The following is a 16,064-nucleotide window of genomic DNA, read 5'->3' as shown; positions in this document are numbered from 1 at the left end:
CTACACCTCCAGCACCGGCACCTGGTGCTCCGCCGCCCGGTCCGCCCCGGCGAAGGAGGCCGACTGGGCGCGGCCCTCGCGCAGCCAGGCGCGCAGGTCCTCGATGACCTCGCGCTGGGACCTGCTCAGCGGAACGGTGCGGGCGGCGGCGCGCGCGATGTCGTCGGTGGTGATGTCACGTTCCTCGGCGAACGCCGCGTACATCGCGTCCACGACGACCTGTTCCAGCTCGGCGCCGACGAACCCGTCGCACGCCAGGGCCAGTTGGAACACGTCGAACATCTCCGGCTTCCGGCCGCGTTTGCGCAGGTGGACCGTGATGATCTCGCGGCGTTCCTCCTCGGTGGGCAGGTCGAGGAAGAACACCTCGTCGAACCGGCCCCGCCGCAGGGTCTCCGGCGGCAGGGCGCTGACGTCGTTGGCGGTGGCGACCACGAACACCGGTGCCGTCTTCTCCTGCATCCAGGTCAGGACCGTGCCGAAGACCCGCTGCGAGGTGCCGCCGTCATGGCCCCCGGACGACAGCGCCTTCTCCACCTCGTCGATCCACAGCACGCACGGCGACACGGTCTCCGCCAGCCGCAGTGCCCTGCGTACCCGCTCCTCCGACTCACCCACCAGCGAACCGAACAGCGCGCCGACGTCGAGGCGCAGCAGCGGCAGCCGCCACAGCCCGCCGATCATCTTCGCGGTGAGGCTCTTGCCGGTGCCGGGGATGCCGATGAGCGCGATGCCCTTGGGCGCCGGAAGGCGGAACTCGCGGGCGGCGTCCCCGAAGGCGCGCTCGCGCAGCCGCAGCCACTCCTTGAGCACGTCCAGGCCGCCGAGGTCGTCGGGGCTCTCCTCGGCGCTGTAGAACTCCAGGGCCTCGTTCTCCCGGATGACGGCCTTCTTCTCGGCCAGCACCGCCTCGATGTCGCGGTCGTCCAGCACCTCGTCGCGCACGATGGCCTTGGCGAAGGCCCGTCGCGCCTGGGCGGCGGTCAGGCCCAGCGCGGCCTGGGCCAGGCGGCTTCGGCCCGCCGGGGTGAGCGTGGACTTCACTCCCTTGGTGCTGTCGATGAGCTGGTCGAGTTCGCGGCGCAGCGCGTCGGCCTCGGGCAGCGGCATCTCCACCACCACCGCGTCGTCGCCCAGTTCCACGGGGATGTCGCGCACCGGCGTGGTCACGATCAGCGAGGAGCCGGTGAACACGAGCTTGTGGGCGAGGTTGCGCAGGCGCCGGCGTACCGCGGGGTCGCGCTCCCAGAAGGCGTGGAAGTCCTTGAGGACGTACAGGTCGCGGCGGCGCGGCTCCTTCTGCGCCAGCTCCTTGATCTTGGTCAGTGCGTCCGGCGGGGTGGCCGCCTTGGGCAGCTGCCGGCCCGACGCCGACTCCAGACCGTCGGCGACGTCCCAGGTGACGAGGTCGGAGGACGGGTCCCGGTCCCGCCGTACCTGGTCCAGCACGTCCAGCGCCCGCTGCTCCTCGACCGTGACGAGCACGATCAGCGCCACCCGGGCGCGCAGATACAGCCGGATCTCGTCATGGATGCCCACGGTGCCCACTCAGAACTCCCCTCCCGCGGCGACCGGCGCGACCATGCCGGTGAACGTCACCGTCGCGTCGTCCCCGACGGTGATCTCCAACTCCGGTACGGCGGCCAGGTCGTCCGCCGTGTAGCGCCCGGTGCGCATCCAGTACTCCTTGTTCGACGAGCCGCGCAGCCCCCGGGCCAGCCGCAGTCGCGCGTTGTACCGTCCGGCGATGACCAGATCGGCATCGGCGACGGCCGCCGAGCGGGCCGGGTCCGTCTCGATCTCGGCGCGGGTGAACCCGGTCAGCACGATCACCGACAGGCCGCTGCGGGCGCGCAGTTCGGCGCAGAACGCGGCCACCGCGGCGGGCTGCTCCAGCGGCTCACCGCCGGTGAGGGTGACGCCCTCGATGTGCCGCGCGCCGGCGAGCGCCTCCTCGGCGACCTCGCCGGCCGTCCGCACGAGACCGGCGCCCGCCCCGCTGTGCGTCTCGGGGTTGAAGCAGCCCGGGCAGGCCAAGGCGCACCCCTGACTCCAGACGACGTACCGAACTCCCGGTCCGTTGGCGGCACTTCTGGGCACCACGGCGTGCAGCCGCCACGGCGTACCGAGGCCGCTCACCCCTGCCACAGGCGGTCCTGCTCCTCGGCCGCGTCCTGCTGGTAGGCCTCCTCGGTGAGCACCTGGTGCTCCACCGCCCCGCCGAGCAACTGGACCAACTCGTCGGTGTCCTGCAGACACCGCGTGCCGGAGACCCCTTGGACGTGCACCTCCACGGTCCCGTCCGCCGCGATGACGACCTCGACACTCTCCTCCGCCATCAACTCACCCTTCACTCAGGGAAAAGACCCCGCCACTGTGCCGGGAGGCGCTCGGGACCGGTCCCGAGTGATCGGAATACCTGTGGAGCAGCGCCGCTGTGCGCCATTACCGTGCTGCCGAACCAAGTCGTCTGGGCAAGGACGTGCCGTTGTACACCCTGTGAGACCTCCCGAGAGCTGATGTGTCGCGCGTCGTGCATGTGCGCCGTGCTCCTTTTTGCTGCGGACTTCTCACTGCAACCGGTGTACTTCTGTGCTCAAGAGCTGGGTGGTCATGCCCACCTGCCTGCCGACCGTTCTCCGTCGTTGCCACGCATGCGCGTCCGAGCGCTTCCGGGCAAACGGAAAGTTCCGGGTCAACGCACACCACAAGCTCCTCGACGCCTGGCTCCTCGTGCTCTGTACCGCCTGCGGGGACACGGCCAGGCTCACGGTCCTGGAGGGGATGAACGTGCGCTCCGTACGACCTGAACGGCTGGACCGGATGCATGACAACGACCCTGACCTGGCAGGCTGATCACGGAGGGGAAGCTCGTTTCGGCAGTCCGCCTGAGCGGCAAGCTCTCCGACGACTTCACCTTCACACTCAAGTGCTGAGCCCTCCGCGGGACTCTCCGCTACGCGCTCGTGGTCTCGTCCGGGTGGAGGGCGTCGAGGATGAGGGTGAGGCCGAAGGTGAACTCGTCGGCGTAGTCGTAGCCGGGTTTGAGGACGTGTTCGGTGGCCAGCTCGGTGAGATGGGGGTGGGTGTCGGCCGACAGGTCGTGCAGGATGGCGCCCGCGACCTCGTCCAGCTCCGCCTCGCCCTTGAACGGCAGGCTCAGCTCCTGGAGCACGAAGCCGTACAGGTAGCTGTCGATCAGTGAGACGGCGTGTGCGGTCATCGGGACGGAGAAGCCGCCCGCGCGCAACGCGCCGAGGACGGCGTCGTGGTGGCGCAGGGTCGAGGGGCCGGGCTGGGAGCGGGAGTCCATCAGGCCGACGGCCCAGGGATGGCGCTTGAGGGCGGCGCGGGCGGAGTCCGCCCGGTGGCGCATGGCCGTTTTCCAGTCCGTGTCGCGCGGCGGCAGGTCGATCTCGCCGAACACCGCGTCCACCATGCCGTCGAGGATGTCCTCCCGGCCGGCCACATGGTGATAGAGCGACATCGCCTCGACGCCCAGCGGTGCGGCGATGGCCCGCATGGTGAGTGCGGCGACCGACCCCTTTTCGTCCGCCACCGCCATCGCCGCATGGATCACTCGCTCGCGACTGAGCGGGGTGCGCGCCGACGCCCTGCGCCGAGCCCTCTTGCCGCTCTCGTGCATGCGGCCTCCCTTTCCCTCTCCTTGACCGCCTTACAGTATAAGGCTAGCGTGCCTTACAACATAAGGTCAGCATGCCGGCGAAGGGGCTGCGCCATGGGCACGGATCGAATGAAGAAGGTCTGCATCGTCGGAGCTTCCGGGAAGCTCGGGCAGTACATGGTCCGGCACGCACTGGAACGCGGCTATGAAGTCGTCGGCGTGTGCCGGGAGCGCAGTGTGCCGAAACTGGCCGCGTTCGAGGGCCGGATGACCGTCGTTCCCGGGGACACGAACGACCCCGAGGTGATCCGGCGGGCGGTCGCCGGGTGCGACGGGGTGTTGACGGTGCTGGTGCCCTGGGGCGTACGGCAGTACTCGTCGGGGACGGCACAGGCGGTGCTCGACCACGCCCGGCCGGGCGCGCGTCTGGTCTTCTCCTGCGGCTGGCACATCACGCGCGACGGCAAGGACACGTACTCGCGGCTGTTCACCCTGGGGCTCCGGGTCGTGGCCGTGCTGGCCAAGCTGGTCCGCGCCGTCGAGATCGACGATCAGGTGGAGGCGTGCCGACGGGTGTTCGCCAGCGACACCCGGTGGACCGTGGTGCGTGGCAGCAGCCTGGAGGAGGGCGAGAGCCAGGGCCTGCCGGTGTGGAGCCGGCATGTGGGCGACCCGGTACTGGCCAGCGACCGGACCCGCCGGATCGACTTCGCGCTGTTCATGGTGGAAGCGCTCACCGACGACACGCTCCTCCACGAGGCCCCGGCCATCGTCGGCTGCCGCACCCCCAGCGCCCTCGCGCACGCCGGGGGCGGCCACAGTCACGCCTAGCTGGATGCGCCACGGCGTTCCGGGAACCGGTCAGCGTGCGGCGAGCAGTTCGAGGGTGTCGATGACTCGGTTCGAGAAGCCCCACTCGTTGTCGTACCAGGCGACCACCTTGATGTGGCGGCCGTCGACGCGGGTGAGGGCCGAGTCGAAGACGGCCGAGGCGGGGTTGCCCGTGATGTCGGACGAGACGAGCGGGTCGTCGGAGTACTCGAGGATGCCCGCGAGCGGCCCTTCCGCCGCCGCGCGGTACGCCGCCAGCACGTCGTCGCGTGTCACGTCCCGCGCCACGGTCGTGTTGAGTTCGACGAGCGAGCCCACGGGAACCGGCACACGGATCGAGTCGCCCGACAGCTTTCCGTCCAGGTTCGGCAGCACCAGGCCGATCGCCTTGGCGGCGCCCGTCGTGGTCGGCACGATGTTGACGGCGGCGGCACGGGCGCGGCGCGCGTCGCGGTGCGGACCGTCCTGGAGGTTCTGCTCCTGCGTGTAGGCGTGCACCGTGGTCATGAAGCCGTGCTCGATGCCGGCGAGTTGGTCCAGGACGGCGGCCAGCGGCGCGAGCGCGTTGGTCGTGCATGAGGCGTTCGAGACGATCGTGTGCAGGGCCGGGTCGTAGGCGTCGGTGTTGACCCCGTACGCCAGCGTGACGTCGGCTCCGTCCGACGGCGCGCTGACCAGGATCTTCTTCGCGCCTGCGGCGAGGTGGGCGCCGGCGGCCTTCGCCGAGGTGAAGCGGCCGGTCGCCTCCAGCACGATGTCGATGCCGAGTTCGGCCCATGGCAGCTGCGCCGGGTCCCGCTCGGCGAGCACCGTGATGCGGCGGCCGTCGACGACGAGGGCGTCGCCGTCCACGGTCACCGGGCGGCCGAGCCGGCCGGCCGTCGAGTCGTAGGCGAGCAGCCGGGCCAGGGTGGCCGGCTCGGTGAGGTCGTTGACGGCGACGATCTCGAGGTCGTTGTCGCGTTCCAGCAGGGCCCGCAGCACATTGCGTCCGATGCGGCCGAATCCGTTGATGGCGATGCGCGTCATGAATCGTGTCCCTTCCTCTCGTCACCAGCGTCGCGTGCGGGATCCATCCGTGGCCGTGGCGTGACTGCCAAGGTTCGCAAGGATCGCGCCAAGCGCCTGAGGGCCTGAGCACCGAGTGTCGTACGACGGGCTACTCGCCCTGCGTGAACGTGCGCCGGTACTCGCTGGGCGTGGTCCCGAGGATGCGCTGGAAGTGCAGCCGCAGATTCGCGCCGGTGCCGAGGCCCACGTCGCCCGCGATCTGCTCGACGCTCCGCTCCGAACGCTCCAGCAGCTCACGGGCCAGGTCGATCCGGGCGCGCATGACCCACTGCATCGGCGTGTACCCGGTGTCCTCCACGAAGCGCCGCGAGAACGTGCGCGGTGAGACGGCCGCATGCTGCGCGAGGGCTTCGAGGCTGAGGGGCTCGTCGAGCCGGTGCAGCGCCCACTCACGGGTGGCCGCGAACCGCTCGCCGAGCGGCTCGGGCACGCTGCGCGGCACATACTGCGCCTGGCCGCCGCTGCGATAGGGAGCGGCGACCAGGCGCCGGGCCGCGTGGTTCGACGCGGCCACCCCGAGGTCGCCGCGCAGGATGTGCAGGCACAGGTCGATGCCCGAGGCGGCGCCGGCCGACGTCAGCACGCTGCCCTCGTCGACGAACAGGACGTTCGCGTCGACCTGGACGAGCGGATGCCTCCGCTTGAGCGCCCGCGTGTAGTGCCAGTGCGTCGTGGCCCGCTTGCCGTCGAGCAGGCCGGTCGCGGCGAGCGCGAAGGCGCCCGTCGAGATGGCGGCCAGCCGCGTGCCTCCGCCATGGGCGGCGAGCAGCGCCTCGACGACGGCCCGCGGCGGGTCGTCGCGGTCCGGGAACCGGTAGCCGGGGACGAAGGCGATGTCGGCCCACGCAAGCGCGTCGAGGCCATCGGCGACGTGGTACGACAGCCCGTCGCCGCCCGTCACGAGACCGGGCGCCGCGCCGCACACCCGCACCTCGTACGGCATGCTCGCCCGGGTCGTGAACACCTGCGCGGGAATGCCGACATCGAGCGGCTTCGCACCCTCGAGCACGAGAACGGCGACACGATGCAGGCGGGAGGACGGCACGGGTAACAGGGTACGAAGGCACAGGCAGCCGGGGGCGCGACCCGCGTGCTGTGCCACTCACCGACGGTGCGCAGGGCTCGGGGCAGCGCCGAGCCCGGCGGACCCGGCTGGCTCCGGCCGTGCGGGCACGTGACAGCAGGTCCGGCGCCGCGTCCGGCGCGGGCTGCCGGCCGTCGAGTTCCAACGCACCGCGGGGGCAGGTGTTCTGAGCCGGTGGCGACGGCGGCCGGTGTGCGCATTCTGCCCGGCACCACTTTCCACGATCTCGGCATGCGGGCGATCGACACCCTGTCGGTGAGCGCGCAGAAGTACCGCTCCTGCGCGAGCTGTTCAGGCAGCGGCGGCCGCCGGATCGACGACCATGGCACCGGTCTCCGCCAGCCGCTCGGCCGCGTACGCAGGGTCGATCAACGCCTCGGGCGTGTGGATCCCCACCGGTACCGCGTCGCCGCGCAGCCCGATCAGTCGCTCGACGCCGAGAGCCATACCGAGCGCGGTCAACGGGCCCTGCCCCGCCGGATGGACGAGCCGGCGGCTCCTGCTCAACGGCTCGCCCTCGACCCCCACCCCTTCGAGATCGATCCGGACCTCGAGGGAAGGTCCGTCACCGCGGTGCCGGCCCGCGGACTCACCGATGGCGAGGGCGAAGCTGACGTTCGCCGCACCCGTTGCGAGGGCGAGGCTCGGCACGTCGAGGATGGGGATGGTCCGGCCGGGCAGGATCCTGCCGTCGGACGTGGGTACGCCCGCCTCCGCGTCGGGGCCGTCGACCCAGGCGAAGGCGCCGTCACGACGCACCAGCCCGGCCGAGGTGACGTCACCCCACCGCTCCAGATCCGCGGCCCCCGCGGGCCCGCCGATGTCCGACTCGTCCAGCACGGCGCCGACCCGGATGGTGTCGATCCGGTCGAACTCCCTGGCCAGGTTCAGGGTTGTGAGGACGAGAACGCCCGCACACCAGTGGCTGGCCAGCAGTATCGGCGCGGCGGTTGCCCGCTGGGCCCCCGCGACCACCTCCGGCCCGATGTCCACCAGCCCGCTGGAGAGACTGAGGTAGGGCAGCCCGCGGTGCTGCGCGTACCGCAGCCCATGCAGGTGGTTGTCCCACAGCGACGCGACCACCGCCGAGTGGCCGTGCCCGGGCGGGAGCCCGAGATCGCTGCGGCCCAGATCGACGGTCACGGCCGTCGCGGCACCGAGTTCGTCGGCCACCCGCCGCGCGCGGCCGAGGTCACGACCCGCGATCGTCAACGGCAGGTCGGGGTGCCAGCGCCGCAGGAGTGCGGCGGCCCCCGCGCCTGCCTGTCCCGAGCCGCCAAGGATCAGTACCGGTTCCGGATGTCCCACGGTGAACTCCCTCCATACAAGCCTGCAATGACCCTGCGTCCTTGAAGCTACATCACGTAGCCTACATTTTGTAGGTTACTTTTTGTAGCCTAGGCTTCGACGCGAAGCGAGGGAGGACCATGGCGACCACGACGACCCGGCTGTCCAAGCAGGCCAGGCGGGAGCAGCTGCTCGACACCGCCGTGGCGATGGTGCGCGGCCAGGGCACCGACGGACTGACGTTGGTCACCCTCGCCGAGGCGGCGAAGGTCAGCAGACCGATCGTGTACGACCATTTCGGCACCCGCCCCGGTCTGCTGCTCGCCCTCTACCGGCGCCTCGACGAACGCCACCGGGCCGCGATCGCGCAGGCGCTGCAGGACGCCGCCCCCACCGCTGCCGAGGTCGCCCGCGTCATCAGCACCGCATACTTCGCCTGCGCCACCGACATGCCGGAACTCACCGCCATCTCCGCCGCGTTGAAGGGAAATCCGGAGATGGAGGCGACCCAGCACGAGCTGATGGGCCGTTATACGGACCTGATGGCGGCCGCGTTGTCGCCGTACTCCCGCCTCTCCCGCAACGCCCTCCGTCTGCGCTGCGTAGGCCTCCTGGGCGCGGCCGAAGCGATCGCCGGGGACGTGACCCGGGAGCGAGTGACGTCCGACGAGGCGGTCGTCGCTCTGACCGACCTGATCATGGGCGGCCTCGCCACGGGACAGGGCCACTAGCGCTCCGCCGGAAGTCCGGTGTGTCGGCCGCGGGTCCGTCGTGGCTGGTCGCGCAGTTCCCCGCGCCCCTTCGGGGCGCTGCCGAACCGCACCGGACTTCGCCGGACCCGCTGAGAGGCCGCGACGAGCCGGGCGCGACCTGCCCGTGCTCAGCCGTGCGGGAGGACGGGGAACGACTCCAGGTCGTTCTGGGTGAGGACCGGGAGGTTGCGGAGCTGTGTCAGGGGCAGGGCCGGCCGGAGGTCGGGGAAGCGGGTGAAGAGGGCCGGGAGGGCGATGCCCGCCTCCAGCCGGGAGAGCGCCGCGCCCGGGCAGATGTGCGGCCCGTGGCCGAAGGCCATGTGCCGGACGGCGCTGGGCCGGGTGATGTCGAAGGCGTCGGCGTCGGGCCCGTGCTGGTCCGTGTCGCGGCCGATCGCGCGGTAGGAGATGACCACGCCCTCGCCCTTGGCGATGACGAACCCGTCGACGTCGATGTCCTCGACGGCGAACCGCATCAGCAGGTGGGTGACCGGCGGATCCCAGCGCAGTGCCTCCTCCACCACCGTGTCCCACGGGATGCGGCCGTCCAGCACCATGGCCAACTGGTCGGGGTGGCCGAGCAGGCCGCGGACGCTGTTGAGGATCAGACCGATGGTGGTCTCGTGCCCGGCGCCGATCATCGACTTGAGGTTTCCCGCCACCTCTTCCTCGGTCAGCGGTGCACCGCCTTCCTCGGCGAGGATCAGGGCGCTGGTGAGGTCGTCGGCCGGGTGCGCGGTCTTCTCACGCACCAATTCCGTGAAGATCGTGCCCAGTTCCGCGATGACCGCGAGTCGCTCCTCCTGCGGAGTGAGCAGGGAGAAGAAGGACTTCCACAGGCGCATCTGGCGTGGGATCTCGGCCTGCGGCACACCCATCAGCGTGCAGACCACTCCCATCGGTAACGGCTGCGCGAAGACGGTCTTCAGGTCGGCCCGGCCGTCCCGGCCGGCCTGCTCCGCCAGGTCGTCCAGCAACTGCTCGGTGAGCTGCTCGACCGCAGGCCGCAGCGACTCCAGCCGCCGCGGGGTGATCGCCTGGGCCGTCTTCGCCCGCAGCCGACGGTGCTCGGTGCCGTCCACGGTGAACATGGACCGGCCCGGGTCGACCATGCCGATCAACGGCCACTGCCGGGTGACCGTGCCCGACTGCCACAGTCCCCAGGCGCCGATGTCCTTCACCAGCCGGGGGTCGGTGAGCAGTTCCCGGGCCACGGAATGCCGGGTGACCGTCCAGGCCGGGACACCGAGCAGGTCGATCCGGGCGAACGGGCCGGCCTTGCGCAGCAGTTCTGTCTCGCCGTCCAGGTCGCGCACCAGCGGGTCGATGACGATGGCGGGCGTCGCAACGTCCTGAGCGTGACTCATGGTTGGCCTCCAGGGGGTACGGGATGCCCGTACGGGCGATGCTCTCGGCAATCTCCTGCGCGAGGAAGGGGCCCTGGCGCACACCACGCGGCCGTAGGAGGGTTTCGGACGCAGTGGTCATCCGCGCACTCGCTTCACAGAACGCCCACAAAGCCGCGGCAGAAACTTTATGTTTCAAGGGCTAGGCTCGCCGGCAGTCGAGTGGCCGAGGGCGTCCACGCCGCCACGGCACTCGCCCCCCCACAGGCACAGGAGACTCGGTGTGCATGACGGCGACGTAGTGGTGATCGGAGGCGGTTATGCCGGCGTCCGGCTGGCGAAACGGCTGGACGCGACTGCACGGGTCACGCTGGTGGACCGCAAGGAGATCTTCTTCCACCGCATCGCCTCCCTGCGCGCCGGCGTGCACCCGGAGTGGTCGGTGACGCCCTTCATTCCGTACGACCGACTGCTGCGCCACGGACGTGTCGTCGTCGGCAAGGCGGTCCGCGTCGAGACCGGCGAGCGGCACGTGGTGCTGGGCACCGGCGAACGGCTGCCGTACGACGCGCTGGTGATCGCGACCGGCGCCGACTACCCGGAACCGGCCCGGTTCCTCGGCACCACGGCCGAGGAGGCGGCCAAGTCGTTCGCCGAGCACCAGCGGAACATCGCCGCCGCCCGGCACATCCTCGTCGTCGGCGGCGGTCCGTCCGGCGTCGAGCTCGGCGCCGAGATCCGGCTGGCCCGGCCGGACGCCCGGGTCACACTCGCCCATGCCGGGCCGGCGCTGCTCGATGCCACGGGCAGTGCGCGGGCCGGGCGCAAGGCCCGTGCCTGGCTGGAGTCCCATGACGTCGAGGTGCGGCTCGACTCCTTCATGGCGCCCGGCAATGACTTCGGCACCTACCGCGACGCCCACGGCCACATCGTCGAGGCCGACCTCTCCTTCTGGGCGACGGGCACCACCCCCAACACGCTCTGGCTGCGCCTGGCCGGACACGGCGACTGGCTGAACCCGGCCGGGCACGTCAAGGTCGACCGGATGCTCCGGGTCGACGGGAAGCCGGACGTGTTCGCGGTCGGCGACGTCAGCGACGCCACCGAGCTCAAGATCACCCCCGCCGCGCTCGCCCAGGCGGACCTCGCCGCCCACAACATCCGCACCTACCTCACCAGCTCCGGCCGGCACCGCAAGGAGCCCCGCCCGTACCGGCCGGTCCACCGCACCCCGATCATCGTGCCCTTCGGCGCGGCCGACGGACTGACCGTGCTGCCCGTGCCGGGCGGCGAGACCGCGGTCCTCGGCAGCCGTACGTCCGTCCTGGCCAAGGCGAAGACACTCATGACGCCGTACATGAGGCGCCAGCTCGGGTACACCGCGACCTGAAAGACCGCCTCACGCCACCTCGACGCTGTCCAGTTCGGCATGGAGGAGTCCCTTGCCGAGGCGTACGGTGTTCCACCCCTCCTTCAACTCGACGCTCACGCTCGCGGTCTGCCAGTTGTCCCAACCGGTGTGGGGATAGCGGACCTCACCGGCCGCGCTCCCGTTTGTCCCGGGCCCGCACCACGATCGTCAACTCCTCGCCCGGCACGGCGACTTCGCCGAGGTCGGCGGTGAACCGGGTGAAAGCGCCGCGGTGGCGGGCGACTTCGGTGCCGCCGACCCAGACGGTGGCGTCGTGGTCCACCGCTCCGAAGGGCAGCAGCACCCGTGAATCCGCCCAGGAGGACGGGACGGTCACCGTGCGCTGATACCACACCGCCTCCATGAAGTCGGTGTCCCCGACCCCGGACAGCTCCGACTCGGGACAGAACGGGCCGAGGATGCGGTCAGAGAGTTCACGCTCCAGCAGGCCGCGCTCGAGACCGGTGTCCGACCGGTCGATCTCGAACTGCCAGACGCCGTTCAGCTTGTTTCTTGCGAGGAACCCCGGGCGTTCACGCCCGGGAGGAATCGCATCCTGGGTCAGGCGGCGCGGAGCGCCGCAGCATCATGACGCCGGCTCGGCCGCGGAGCGGCCGGGTCTCTTCTCCGGTCAAGGTGCCGACACACAACCATGCGTGTCACTCGTTCAGGTGATCCACTTCGAACGCACGGTGCCCTGTCGTGCGGGTGTGTACGTTCGGTGATTGTGAAGCTGGTGGTGCAGGTCAAGCTGCTGCCGACGCCCGAGCAGGCGAGCGAGGTGGCCTTCGAGCGCGGGGAGTTCAAAAACTTCGCCCTGCGCAAGCATGCCTACGACACCGTCAAGTCCCGTTGGGGCATGGGTGCGCAGGCCGCTCAGCACGTCATCAAGAAGACCTGCGACGCGTACACCACACTGAAGGCGAACCTGAAGGCCGGAAACCTGGGACGGCCCGGCTCCAAGCGCTACCGCAGGGCCGCCGAGAAGCCCATCGCCTTCCGCCCCGAGAGCGCGCAGCCCTACGACGACCGCATGCTGTCCTGGCAGATCCCCGGCCGCACGGTGTCGATCTGGACCACCGGCGGGCGGGTCAAGAACGTGGCGTTCACCGCCTCGGTCGAGCAGCTGGCCACCCTGGCCCTGTACCGCAAGGGCGAGTCCGACCTGCTGGAGCGGGACGGCAGGTGGTTCCTGAACGCCACCTGCGAAGTCCCCGAAGCGCCGCTGAACACCGATCCGGTGGACTTTCTCGGCATCGACCTGGGCATCGTCAACATCGCCACCACCTCGGACGGCGAGATCCTGGCCGGGCGCACACTCAACCGCATCCGGGTCCGCGAACGGACGCTGCGCACCAAGCTGCAGAAGAAGAACACCCCGTCCGCCAAGCGCCGGCTGAAGAAGCGGCGGCGCAAGGAGGCCCGTAGGGCCAAGGACATCAACCACAAGATCGCGAAGCATGTGGTGGCCGAGGCGGAACGCACCGGTCGCGGAATCGCCCTGGAAGACCTGACAGGCATCCGCGAGCGGGTACGGCTTCGCAAGCCCCAACGGGCCACCCACGCCAGCTGGTCGTTCGCCCAGCTGGGGTCGTTCATCGCGTACAAGGCCCGCAAGGCGGGAGTGCCGGTCGTGCACGTCGACCCGGCGTACACCTCCCGCACCTGCGCCGAGTGCGGGCACATCGACAAGGCGAACCGGGTGAGCCAGGCCTGGTTCGCGTGCCGGTCCTGCGGATTCGTTGATCACGCAGACCGCAACAGCTCCCGCAACATCCGCGCCCGCGCGTGGGAGTTGTGGCGACGCGGGGCCCAGTCAACGGCCCCTGACCCACCCCGAACATCTCGGAGTGGGACTGGACGCAAACGCAGCATCACACCCAGTGATGCCCGTTGTGCAAGCCCGGCGCCTTAGCGCTGAGTAGTTGACATTGAGCCAGGCCTCGCGCACGAACTGCGGCCTCGGGTAGTCGGGGCGGGGCAGGCCCGAGAACTGGGGGACGCGCATGGTGCTCCTTGCCTCGAGTGTCGAGGCACATGGCACCATGCTCTTTACATCGATGCAAATGTGTTGGCGGACGTTGGTCCGGCCCGAAATCGATTCGTGACGGTCGGTACGATCGCGGCCTGCGGAAGGATGAACAGCGTGGCGGCCAGACCGAGGATCAAGGACGTGGCGGAGTACGCGGGCGTCTCGCCCAAGACCGTCTCCAACGTGATCAACAACTTCGAGCATGTCTCGGAGCGGACCCGTACCGCCGTCCAGGAGGCCATCGACGCGCTGGGCTACCGGGTGAACATCGCCGGACGCCAGCTGCGCCAGGGCCGCACCGGCATGATCACCCTGGCTGTCCCGGAACTCGACGTCGCGTACTTCGCCGAGCTGGCGAAGTACGTCATGGCCGAGGCCGACCGCAGGGGCCGCACGGTGCTGCTGCACCAGACCGGGGCCGTGCGCGAGCGCGAACTGGCGGCGCTGCACGGATTCGACGCCCAGTTCTCCGACGGTGTCATCCTCAGCCCGCTCTCCCTCCTGCCCCGCGACCTCGCCACCCGCGACCGGCGCCTGCCCGTCGTCCTGCTCGGCGAACGGCCCGCCGAGGGCGGCACCGACCACGTGGGCATCGACAACGTACGGGCCGCCCGCGAGGCCACGGCGTATCTGCTGTCGCGCGGTCGCCGCCGCATCGCCGTCGTCGGAGGGGCCGTGCGGGGCCGCCTGGGCACGGACCGGCTGCGCACGGACGGGTACCGAGAGGCCCTTGATGCGGCCGGGTTGCCCTTCGACGCCGACCTGGTGCTGCCGATGGAGGCGTACCACTGGCAGGACGGCGCTCGCGCCGCGACCGCGCTCATGCGGCGGCCGTCACCTCCGGACGCGCTGCTGTGTCTGAACGACCACATGGCCCTGGGCGCCTTGCGTGCCCTGCACGAGTTCGGCCGTACCGTGCCCGGAGACCTCGACGTGGTCGGCTTCGACGACATCGAGGCATCCCGGTTCAGCGTGCCCAGTCTGACGACCGTCGCCCCGGACAAGCAGGAGATCGCGCGCGCCGCGGTGGCCCTGCTGCTGGAGCGCATCGACGAGCCGGACGCGGGTCCGCTGCAGGACCATGTCGCGGGCCACCGGATCATCGTGCGCGAGAGCACCCGCGGCTGAGCCGAGGCACCGGCCGGTGCCTCGTCACTCCGTGACCCCCGCGTACGCCAGGCACCGGGCCAGGTCCGAGCGTGACCGGACGCCCAGTGCCGACCGACGGACGCGGCGGCCGGACGATCGCAAACGGCTCGTCGCGGGGAGCACCGGCGGGCCGCGTGGGCGGCGGGGGACGCCGTCGCCATCGGCTGGCCGCTCGGAAGGACCGGGCGCACGACATCAGGCAGTACCTCGTCGACGCCCGCGTCGCAGCCGAGATCGGCCGCGCCGCGCGCCCGTAGGCCGCGTCACGACACCGGAGTGTCCCAACGGACGTGCAGGGCCGAGGGCTTACGGAAGAGCAGGCCGCTGGGTGCGGTGGACGAGGCGGCATCCAGGCGCAGTCCGGGCAGACGATCGAGGAGCGTGAGGAGGCAGACGCGGGTCTCCAGTCGGGCGAGATGGGCGCCCAGGCAGAAGTGCGGGCCGTGGGCGAAGGCCAGCTGGAGACGGGAGTTGGTGCGTCGTAGGTCGAAACGGTCGGGGTCCGGGAAGACCTCGGGGTCACGGTTGGCTCCGGCGAGCGAGACGACCACGAGATCCCCGCGGCGCACCTCGGCCCCGCCGATCGTCACATCGGCGGTGGCGTAGCGGTCGACGACCGCCGCGGCGGGTTCCAGCCGCAGCGCCTCCTCGATCGCCGCGTCGACCAGGCCCGGATCGGCCCGCAGAAGCGCGAGTTGACCGGGCTCGGCCAGCAGGTGCAGTACCGCGTTGGCGATCATGCCCTCGGTGGTCTCGATGCCGCCGAACATCAGCACGGCGGCGTTGGCGACCACCTCCGGCAGCTTCAGCCGTTCGGCAGCCGCGACCAGCAGCGACGTATCGACACCCGCGATGACCGTCGCCTCGACGCTGTCTCTCAACTCGTCGAACGCCGCCGCTCCGGTGGGATTCGAGGGCTGCCCCGCGGTGATGTCGGAGACCGTGCCCACGATGGCGTCGTACCAGGACAGCACCGCCTCGGCGTCGGCGTCGACCAGGCCCAGGGACTCGGCGACGACGGCGACGGCCAGGGGCCCGGCCACCTCCCGCCGCAGCTCGGCGCGGCCCCGCGGCCGGACGGTCTCCACGAGCCGGGCTGCTTCGTCCGCCACGAAGCCGGCGAACCGGTCCCGCACATCTCGCGGACGGAACGGATCGGTGAAGGGAGCGCGGTGCCGCGCGTGCTCGGCGCCTTCCAGGGAGAGCATGCTGGGGCCGACCACCTGGGCGGTGGAGAAGCGGGGGTCGTCCACGGTGAAGGTGTCCGCGTCCCGCATCACCCGCAGCGCGAGATCGCGCCGCGTCACCAGCCAGCCGCCCAGCGCGGGGAGCCAGGAGACCGGCTCGTGGGCACGCAGCAGGGCCAGCCTGGGGTGGGGGTCGTCCGCCAGCTCGGCGAGCGTCGTCGCGGAGCCGAGCGGAAAGCGATCTGCTGTCACCATGGGAGCTGCCCTGTTCCCGTACCTACGTGGAGTT

Annotated in this window: 15 protein-coding genes and 2 pseudogenes; 7 read left to right on the top strand and 10 right to left on the bottom strand. The window is 70.8% G+C overall.

All coding sequences use genetic code 11. The features are described from left to right. From QQY66_RS05285 to QQY66_RS05275, 3 genes are read right to left on the bottom strand one after another with little or no spacing between them, the layout of a single operon-like run. A complete protein-coding gene (locus tag QQY66_RS05285; RefSeq protein WP_301977903.1) occupies positions 1 to 1,548 on the bottom strand; it encodes an AAA family ATPase in 1,548 nt (515 codons plus the stop codon). After that, complete coding sequence (locus tag QQY66_RS05280; RefSeq protein ID WP_301977901.1) at positions 1,549 to 2,148, bottom strand: 4Fe-4S cluster-binding domain-containing protein; 600 nt, start codon at positions 2,146 to 2,148, stop codon at positions 1,549 to 1,551. Then, the gene (locus QQY66_RS05275) at positions 2,136 to 2,339 is read right to left on the bottom strand and encodes a DUF2997 domain-containing protein (RefSeq protein ID WP_301977900.1); all 204 of its coding nucleotides are present in this window, start codon (positions 2,337 to 2,339) and stop codon (positions 2,136 to 2,138) included. The genes QQY66_RS05280 and QQY66_RS05275 overlap by 13 nt, the downstream gene beginning before the upstream one ends. A 253-nt stretch (positions 2,340 to 2,592) precedes the next feature. Between QQY66_RS05275 and QQY66_RS05270 the strand changes: the two are divergent. Then, a pseudogene (locus QQY66_RS05270) lies at positions 2,593 to 2,936 on the top strand (DUF1062 domain-containing protein). A 20-nt stretch (positions 2,937 to 2,956) separates the two neighbouring features. Here QQY66_RS05270 and QQY66_RS05265 read toward each other — a convergent pair. Further along, positions 2,957 to 3,646 carry a TetR/AcrR family transcriptional regulator gene (locus QQY66_RS05265; protein ID WP_301977899.1) on the bottom strand — a complete coding sequence of 230 codons (690 nt, stop codon included), beginning with the start codon at positions 3,644 to 3,646 and terminating at the stop codon, positions 2,957 to 2,959. Between the two features lie 93 nt (positions 3,647 to 3,739). Between QQY66_RS05265 and QQY66_RS05260 the strand changes: the two genes are divergently transcribed. Continuing rightward, on the top strand, positions 3,740 to 4,456 hold the full coding sequence (locus tag QQY66_RS05260; protein ID WP_301977898.1) for an NAD(P)-dependent oxidoreductase: 717 nt from the start codon (positions 3,740 to 3,742) through the stop codon (positions 4,454 to 4,456). A gap of 30 nt (positions 4,457 to 4,486) precedes the next feature. On the opposite strand, the gene gap is transcribed toward QQY66_RS05260, so the two are convergent. The 3 genes from gap to QQY66_RS05245 form a co-directional block, all read right to left on the bottom strand. After that, positions 4,487 to 5,485, bottom strand: coding sequence for a type I glyceraldehyde-3-phosphate dehydrogenase (gene gap / locus QQY66_RS05255; protein ID WP_301977896.1), 999 nt, complete (start codon positions 5,483 to 5,485; stop codon positions 4,487 to 4,489). A gap of 130 nt (positions 5,486 to 5,615) precedes the next feature. Beyond that, positions 5,616 to 6,572, bottom strand: coding sequence for a GlxA family transcriptional regulator (locus QQY66_RS05250; RefSeq protein WP_301977894.1), 957 nt, complete (start codon positions 6,570 to 6,572; stop codon positions 5,616 to 5,618). A gap of 330 nt (positions 6,573 to 6,902) precedes the next feature. Then, positions 6,903 to 7,919, bottom strand: coding sequence for a saccharopine dehydrogenase (locus tag QQY66_RS05245; protein ID WP_301977893.1), 1,017 nt, complete (start codon positions 7,917 to 7,919; stop codon positions 6,903 to 6,905). A 119-nt stretch (positions 7,920 to 8,038) separates the two neighbouring features. Between QQY66_RS05245 and QQY66_RS05240 the strand changes: the two genes are divergently transcribed. Next, positions 8,039 to 8,629, top strand: coding sequence for a TetR/AcrR family transcriptional regulator (locus QQY66_RS05240; RefSeq protein WP_301977892.1), 591 nt, complete (start codon positions 8,039 to 8,041; stop codon positions 8,627 to 8,629). A gap of 149 nt (positions 8,630 to 8,778) precedes the next feature. Here the strand turns inward: QQY66_RS05240 and QQY66_RS05235 are convergent, their stop codons facing one another. Next, entirely contained in the window at positions 8,779 to 10,017 is a 1,239-nt protein-coding gene (locus QQY66_RS05235; protein WP_301977891.1) for a cytochrome P450, read from the bottom strand. A gap of 262 nt (positions 10,018 to 10,279) precedes the next feature. Here QQY66_RS05235 and QQY66_RS05230 point away from each other — a divergent pair, with 262 nt between their 5' ends. After that, on the top strand, positions 10,280 to 11,386 hold the full coding sequence (locus QQY66_RS05230; protein ID WP_301977890.1) for an NAD(P)/FAD-dependent oxidoreductase: 1,107 nt from the start codon (positions 10,280 to 10,282) through the stop codon (positions 11,384 to 11,386). Positions 11,387 to 11,546: 160 nt separating this feature from the next. Here QQY66_RS05230 and QQY66_RS05225 read toward each other — a convergent pair. After that, positions 11,547 to 11,972: pseudogene (locus QQY66_RS05225) on the bottom strand (sugar-binding domain-containing protein); the annotation flags it as partial. A gap of 162 nt (positions 11,973 to 12,134) precedes the next feature. On the opposite strand from QQY66_RS05225, the gene QQY66_RS05220 reads away from it, so the two are divergent. The 3 genes from QQY66_RS05220 (at position 12,135) to QQY66_RS05210 (ending at position 14,845) form a co-directional block, all read left to right on the top strand. Continuing rightward, positions 12,135 to 13,322, top strand: a complete 1,188-nt coding sequence (locus QQY66_RS05220) for a transposase (RefSeq protein WP_301987181.1) — start codon at positions 12,135 to 12,137, stop codon at positions 13,320 to 13,322. A gap of 222 nt (positions 13,323 to 13,544) precedes the next feature. Continuing rightward, on the top strand, positions 13,545 to 14,567 hold the full coding sequence (locus QQY66_RS05215) for a LacI family DNA-binding transcriptional regulator (RefSeq protein WP_301987179.1): 1,023 nt from the start codon (positions 13,545 to 13,547) through the stop codon (positions 14,565 to 14,567). A 71-nt stretch (positions 14,568 to 14,638) separates the two neighbouring features. Next, positions 14,639 to 14,845, top strand: coding sequence for a hypothetical protein (locus QQY66_RS05210; RefSeq protein WP_301977888.1), 207 nt, complete (start codon positions 14,639 to 14,641; stop codon positions 14,843 to 14,845). 6 nt (positions 14,846 to 14,851) lie between these two features. Here the strand turns inward: QQY66_RS05210 and QQY66_RS05205 are convergent, their stop codons facing one another. Beyond that, entirely contained in the window at positions 14,852 to 16,030 is a 1,179-nt protein-coding gene (locus tag QQY66_RS05205; protein WP_301977886.1) for a cytochrome P450, read from the bottom strand. Between the last annotated feature and the right edge of the window lie 34 nt (positions 16,031 to 16,064).

The sequence above is a fragment of the Streptomyces sp. DG2A-72 genome (genome assembly GCF_030499575.1).
GTDB lineage: Bacteria > Actinomycetota > Actinomycetes > Streptomycetales > Streptomycetaceae > Streptomyces.
This window is presented reverse-complemented; position numbering and strand designations above follow the sequence as displayed.

Bases quoted from the DNA above. Each gene is read 5' to 3' on its own strand.
- QQY66_RS05260 (WP_301977898.1), top strand. From the start codon at position 3,740: ATGGGCACGGATCGAATGAAGAAGGTCTGCATCGTCGGAGCTTCCGGG.
- QQY66_RS05215 (WP_301987179.1), top strand. From the start codon at position 13,545: ATGAACAGCGTGGCGGCCAGACCGAGGATCAAGGACGTGGCGGAGTAC.
- QQY66_RS05275 (WP_301977900.1), bottom strand. From the start codon at position 2,339: ATGGCGGAGGAGAGTGTCGAGGTCGTCATCGCGGCGGACGGGACCGTG.
- QQY66_RS05205 (WP_301977886.1), bottom strand. From the start codon at position 16,030: ATGGTGACAGCAGATCGCTTTCCGCTCGGCTCCGCGACGACGCTCGCC.
- QQY66_RS05265 (WP_301977899.1), bottom strand. From the start codon at position 3,646: ATGCACGAGAGCGGCAAGAGGGCTCGGCGCAGGGCGTCGGCGCGCACC.
- gap (WP_301977896.1), bottom strand. From the start codon at position 5,485: ATGACGCGCATCGCCATCAACGGATTCGGCCGCATCGGACGCAATGTG.
- QQY66_RS05240 (WP_301977892.1), top strand. From the start codon at position 8,039: ATGGCGACCACGACGACCCGGCTGTCCAAGCAGGCCAGGCGGGAGCAG.
- QQY66_RS05235 (WP_301977891.1), bottom strand. From the start codon at position 10,017: ATGAGTCACGCTCAGGACGTTGCGACGCCCGCCATCGTCATCGACCCG.